Consider the following 6,228-nt stretch of genomic DNA (forward strand, 5'->3'; position numbering starts at 1 on the left):
TAGCAGGGTTAGTTGCCGCGAGGGATGCAGGGCCCTCGGTCTCCATTTCCTTTGTTATTTCTGCAGTAGCCTGTATTCTTGTTGCGCTGTGTTATGCAGAATTTGGTTCAGCTATTCCAAGTTCAGGAGGCGCATATACATACATCTATGTTTCACTAGGAAAATTTGTAGCGCATTTGATAGGGTGGTCCATCGTGGGATGCTATACGGTATCTTTAGCTTCCGTAGCGGGCGGATGGTCATCTTATGTGAATAATGTGCTTACTGAATTTGGTATTAGACTTCCTGAATCGTTCACGGCCATACCAAGCGGTGGAGGTATTATTAATCYTCCTGCGGTATTTATTGTGCTGTGCATGTCGTTTTTATTAACAAGAGGGGTAAAAGAAAGTAAAAAAATAAATAACTTAATGGTTTTAATCAAGATAGGTATTGTTCTTTTATTTGTAGCCGTCGGCGTCTTTTTTATTCATACAAATAACTGGCACCCATTTACTCCTTTTGGTGTGAAAGGAATCTTTGCAGGCGCAGCTTCCGTCTTTTTTGCTTATAACGGATTTGATGCCATTTCTACTTCGGCAGAAGAAGTGAAAAATCCGCAAAGAAACTTGCCGCTAGGCATTTTGATTGCACTAAGTGTTTGTGCAGTCATTTACGTAGTAATTGCATTAGTATTAACAGGAATGGTTTCTTATAAAGAGCTAAACGTAGGTGATGCGTTGTCATATGCGCTCAATAGTGTAGGACAAGAATGGGCAGCGCTCATTGTATCTATAGGAGCGGTTATTGGTATTATGGCCGTCGTATTTGCTTATTTGTTTGTCGTGCCTCGCATACTTATGTCAATGAGCCATGATGGATTATTGCCGTCTCTTTTTGCGAAAGTAAACCGAAAAAACAGCGAACCTGTCATATCCACATGGCTTGTGGGYGCGTTAGGCGCTGTTGTAGCTGGTTTTGTTGATTTAAAACAGCTGGCAGATTTAGCGAATATGCTAGCGATTGTCACGTTTGCTGCCGTTTCATTTTCGATTTTGGTTCTGCGAAAAACTCAGCCTAACCTAAAGCGCGGTTTCAAAGTACCTTTTGTACCATTTATTCCGATTATTGCTATTCTTTGCTGTATCTTTCTCATGTTCAACTTATCAATGAAAACGTGGATGTATTCAATCGGCTGGATGCTGATTGGCGTCTTTATTTACGTTGGATACGGTAGAAATAAAAAGAGCGTTTAGCAAAAAAAGACTCTAAGCGAACAAGCTGGAGTCTTTTTTGTGTATATATTTATCTTGAAAGTGAGCTATGAACATAACGTAAAAATTAAAAATTTATTTGAGACATATGTCCTTTTTATTTTAGGAAATGTTATTGTTTAATAAAAGAAACCGTTATGATGGAGAGGAAAACATGAGGGAAATTACAAGTGAGAAACAGCTGATGGAGTATATAAATACTTATAAATTAGAGTCGGTTTTCAAAAAAGAGTTACTACCGCATTTGTCACTGTATGATGTCGACGCAGGGGAACGTCTTTGTTCTCAAGGAGATGCGTCCCACTGTTTGTACATATTGATGAAAGGCAAGGTTAAAGTTTATACCATATCGCCCGAAGGCAAGACGCTTGTTCTTTCTTTTAAACAGCCCCTGGAAGTAATAGGTGATATTGAGTACGTACAAGATGTTGATATTATGAATACGGTTGAAGCCGTTTCACCTTTAGTTGTTATTGGTATACCATACAAACGATTAAAACAGCATGCGAGCAAGGATCCACAGCTGCTGACGTTTTTATTGGAAATGCTCACAAAAAAGTTTTGCGCAAAATCGAACTCGCTAAGCTTTAATTTAATGTACCCAGTTGAAGTGCGGCTGGCTAGTTACTTACTCTCTATTTTTTGTGAAGAATCGCATTTGGTTATGAATCAAAAAACAGAAAGCTTAAAAGATATAGCTAATTTAATCGGAACGACTTACCGGCATTTAAATCGTGTTCTTCAGAAATTTGTAGCGCAAGGAGTTATTGAAAAAAAGAAAGGCTCCATTATTCTCAAAGATAAGGAAAAACTGAGCTGTCTAGCAAACGACAATATATACGAATAGAAAAAGCAATAGATTAGTTGAAGGGGAGAGAGAAGAATGAAAACATACCGAACGCTGCTATTTGACATTGATAATACACTTTTGGATTTTAACGCAGCCGAAGAGCAGGCTTTACAGCTTCTTTTTGCTAACCACGATATTCCGCTGACTGAGGAAAGCAAAAAACGTTATAGTTTGATCAACCAGGGGTTATGGACAGCTTTTGAAGAAAATAAAATAAGCCGTGAGCAAGTTGTAAATACCCGCTTTTCTACTCTATGTAAAGAATATGGAATAGAAAAAGACGGAAAGCTACTTGAAACAGAGTACCGAACATATTTGAACAATGGCCATCAGCTCATTGACGGAGCATTTGAGGTAATTAAAAACCTGAGCTGTCACTATGAGTTATATGTTGTTACAAATGGCGTATCGGCTACGCAATATAAGCGCCTTCAGGACTCAGGTCTATATCCTTATTTTAAAGAAGTATTTGTTTCAGAAGATACGGGCTTTCAAAAGCCTATGAAGGAATATTTTGATTATGTTTTTTCACGTATAACAGAGTTGTCCGTACATGAAACATTAATTATTGGAGATTCTTTGAGTGCAGACATTCAAGGCGGGCAGCTGGCGGGTATTGACACGTGCTGGCTTAATCCTCAGAAAAAAAATAATGATACAAATTGGAATTCAACCTATGAAATAGGAAGACTTCTAGAGCTTTATGACCTGCTGAACGCAAATAATGAAGTAGCTTCGGTACAAGTGTAAAAGTGTATAAACGTTAGAAAACGCAAAAAGTGCTAACCTTTTTTTAGAACAAAAAGGGTTGGCACTTTTTCTATTTTACGGCTTTCAAAGGCTTAAAATACGCTAGGGATATTGGTCTATAAATAGGATGGTTAAAGTAATCAATACAAATTTAAACAGTTTTATTCCAAAAGCAATAGGGTATTTTACCAATATCCCAGATAAAGTAAGTAACTAGGAGGTCGTAAAAGATGATTAATGGCAAAAGTTTATCTCGTTCAGGAAAGAGTTCATATAGAAGAGAAACAGCGGTTGGAAAAACAGGAATGGTAGCCAGTGCTCATCCAATTGCAACAGATGCCGGAGAACAAGTGCTAAGAGCCGGAGGCAATGCAATTGATGCAGCAATTGCCGTTCAGTTTGGGCTCAACGTTGGAGAGCCGATGATGACCGGTATTGGAGGCAGCGGCTTTTTTATGGTATACCACAATGAAAGCAAAACAACTAAAATTTTTGACGGGCATTCTCAGGCTCCTAAAGCAGCCTATCCTGAAATGTTTCTTGATGAAAATAAAGAAGTTATTCCGTTTAGAAAACGTTCTACTCATGCAACGGCAATTGGAATTCCAGGGATTTTAAAGGCGATGGAAGCAGCTCGTAAAGAGTATGGAACAAAACCCCTTGCTGAATTGATTGAACCGGCTGCCAAAGCAGCAGAAGCAGGTGTGGAAACAAACTGGGTTCTTGGAGATATTTTAAAAACATATGCCTATCGACTAGGAGAACATGCTAAGCAGCTATATTCTCCAAACGGCAAGCCTATGCAAGAAGGAGATATGATTAATAAAAAAGATCTGGCTAAAACCTTCCGCATTCTTCAAGAAAAAGGTATTGAGGCTTTTTATGAAGGTGAAATTGCAGAAGCCATTATTTCAACGATCAAAGAGCACGGCGGTTTTATGGAACTGTCGGATTTGAAAGAATACCAGATTAAGATCGATGAGCCCGTGTGGGGAGATTATAAAGGATACCGGATTGCTTCTTCCAACATGCCTAGTGCAGGAGGAACTACCGTGYTGCAAATCTTAAAGCTATTAGAGGACTTTGATGTGTCTCAGTACGATGTGAAATCTTGGGAAAAGTATTATTTGTTTGCAGAAGCTATGCGTATTGCATTTTCAGATAAAATTGCATTCTCTGGAGATCCAGCCTACAGTGATATTCCATTAAAAGGGCTTTTAAATGATGAATATATAAAGGAACGTCAAAAATTGATTAATTGGAAGCATAAAAATGAAAAAGTTGATTTTGGCAACCCGTGGGATTACGAGAAAGGCCAAAAATTGAACGTTGTACGTCAGCCTTATGAACCTGAACGTGAGCTTAGTGAAACAACTCACTTCACGGTAGTTGACCGCTGGGGTAATATTGTCGCTTGTACATCAACTGTGGAACATCCTTTTGGTACAGGAATTATGGTTAAAGACCATGGGTTTTTACTCAATAACGAGCTTACTGATTTTGATGCTATTCCTGGAGGGTTAAATCAAGCGGATGCAGGAAAGCGTCCGGTTAGCTGTAAAAGCCCAACCATCGTTTTTAAAGACAGCGAACCGGTACTCACTTTAGGGTCTCCAGGCGGACCAACGATTGTAGGCTCTGTGTTTCAAACGCTTATGAATGTCTTAGACTATGGAATGGATATAAAAGAAGCGATTGAAGAACCAAGAATTTTTAATAGTACAGGATCACTTATCGGTTGGGAAGCCGGAGTGGATATGAATGCCAAAGGAGAGCTAGAAGCCATGGGATTTAATTTTGGAGATGAGCCATTTCCAATCGGAAATGTTCAAGGTATTCAAATTGATAAAGAAACCGGCCGTTTATTTGGAGCAGCTGATTCCAGCCGTGAAGGAAAAGCAACTGGCTTAGACTCTTAATATTCAAAAAATGCATTATACGCTCTCCCTTTTTACAAAAGGGAGAGCGTATAATGCATTAAAAAAGATAAAAATGAGTAGGTAAAAAGAAGGAATATTTTTTTCTGAAAACATACTTTAGACCTTTATTATTATCATTCTAATCTTTAGAAAGGAAAAAGAATAGAACGTTTTCATGTCCGACTAATAAAAAAAAGTACTGATTTTTCAAGAGATTGATGAAAACAGAATGGTCGGAAAGTATAGAAAACGGAATAGCGCTTTCAATGCTGGAAAGATAAAGTGTTTAATCATGTAGAAAGTATAAAACGCAACGGCTGGAAATCGTGGTTTGAAATATAAAAAAAGCCTTACACTTTTGTTGGAAAAACGGTTACATAAAAAAGGCCCTTACACGTAAACTTTGGTCCTAGTTACAGCTCAAGGAAAAAGATAAAAATGAGAAATAGCTACATTTGGCATGTTTGACTTTCGTCATTTATCCAAGTAATCTTTTGGTTGAACGGAACCGGTTCTGTTTTCGGATTTTTGATAGCTAATTGAATTAATAAATTTATATTCTTTACTAACACAAAAGGAGAAAACATATGAAAATGAAACGAGTTGCTAAGCATACAACTGCTGCTACATTGGCTGCAGCCCTACTAGTAGGCGGGGGATATCAAACATTTGCTAAAGGAAACGACAGCAAAGACTTTAATAATAGCTACGGAATTTCGCATATTACTCGCGATAATATGGTGAAAATTCCACAGCAGCAAAACAGTGATCAGTTTAAAGTTCCTGCTTTTGATGAATCAACTATTAAAAACATTGCTTCTGCTAAAGGAAAAAATGCATCAGGAAATACAATTGACTTAGATGTATGGGACAGCTGGCCATTACAAAATGCTGATGGAACAGTAGCGACTTATCATGGATATCAAATTATTTTTGCCCTAGCAGGTGATCCAAAAGATTCGAATGACACGTCTGTTTATCTTTTCTATAAAAAAGCTGGAGACAAATCAATTGATAGCTGGAAAAACGCTGGAAGAGTGTTTAAAGACAGCGATAAATTCGTTCCAAATGACCCGCATCTTAAAAATCAAACACAAGAATGGTCTGGTTCTGCCACGTTAACAAAAGATGGTAAAGTTCGTTTGTTCTACACGGATTATTCAGGTAAACAATACGGAAAACAAACGTTAACGACAGCTCAAGTGAACATGTCTCAGCCAAACGATAATACGTTAAAAGTTGATGGAGTAGAAGATTACAAGTCAATCTTTGACGGTGACGGAAAGATTTATCAAACGGTTCAGCAGTTTATTGATGAAGGCGGTTATGACACAGGGGATAACCATACGCTAAGAGATCCTCATTACATAGAAGACAACGGACATAAGTACCTTGTTTTCGAAGCTAACACAGGAACAGAAGATGGCTATCAAGGCGAAGACTCTCTATATAACAG

At 38.0% G+C, this 6,228-nt stretch carries 5 protein-coding genes; all 5 read left to right on the plus strand.

The features are described from left to right. Nucleotides 1–1,235, plus strand: a 1,235-nt coding sequence (locus AC1DRF_RS14325) for an amino acid permease (RefSeq protein WP_477740986.1), incomplete at its 5' end; no start/stop codon positions are given. A 172-nt stretch (nucleotides 1,236–1,407) separates the two neighbouring features. Continuing rightward, nucleotides 1,408–2,100: a Crp/Fnr family transcriptional regulator gene (locus tag AC1DRF_RS14330; RefSeq protein ID WP_097824372.1), complete on the plus strand. Its 693-nt coding sequence runs from the start codon at nucleotides 1,408–1,410 to the stop codon at nucleotides 2,098–2,100. A gap of 36 nt (nucleotides 2,101–2,136) precedes the next feature. Further along, on the plus strand, nucleotides 2,137–2,853 hold the full coding sequence (locus AC1DRF_RS14335; protein ID WP_427076679.1) for a YjjG family noncanonical pyrimidine nucleotidase: 717 nt from the start codon (nucleotides 2,137–2,139) through the stop codon (nucleotides 2,851–2,853). A gap of 230 nt (nucleotides 2,854–3,083) precedes the next feature. Next, the gene (gene ggt, locus AC1DRF_RS14340; RefSeq protein WP_427076680.1) at nucleotides 3,084–4,772 is read left to right on the plus strand and encodes a gamma-glutamyltransferase; all 1,689 of its coding nucleotides are present in this window, start codon (nucleotides 3,084–3,086) and stop codon (nucleotides 4,770–4,772) included. A 587-nt stretch (nucleotides 4,773–5,359) separates the two neighbouring features. Then, the coding region (locus AC1DRF_RS14345) for a glycoside hydrolase family 68 protein (RefSeq protein ID WP_477740987.1) at nucleotides 5,360–6,228 on the plus strand (869 nt) is incomplete at its 3' end.

It is taken from the genome of Priestia sp. P5_B4 (assembly GCF_056400385.1).

Excerpts from the sequence above, each read along its gene's own strand:
- AC1DRF_RS14330 (WP_097824372.1), top strand. The coding sequence starts at position 1,408 with ATGAGGGAAATTACAAGTGAGAAACAGCTGATGGAGTATATAAATACT.
- AC1DRF_RS14335 (WP_427076679.1), top strand. The coding sequence starts at position 2,137 with ATGAAAACATACCGAACGCTGCTATTTGACATTGATAATACACTTTTG.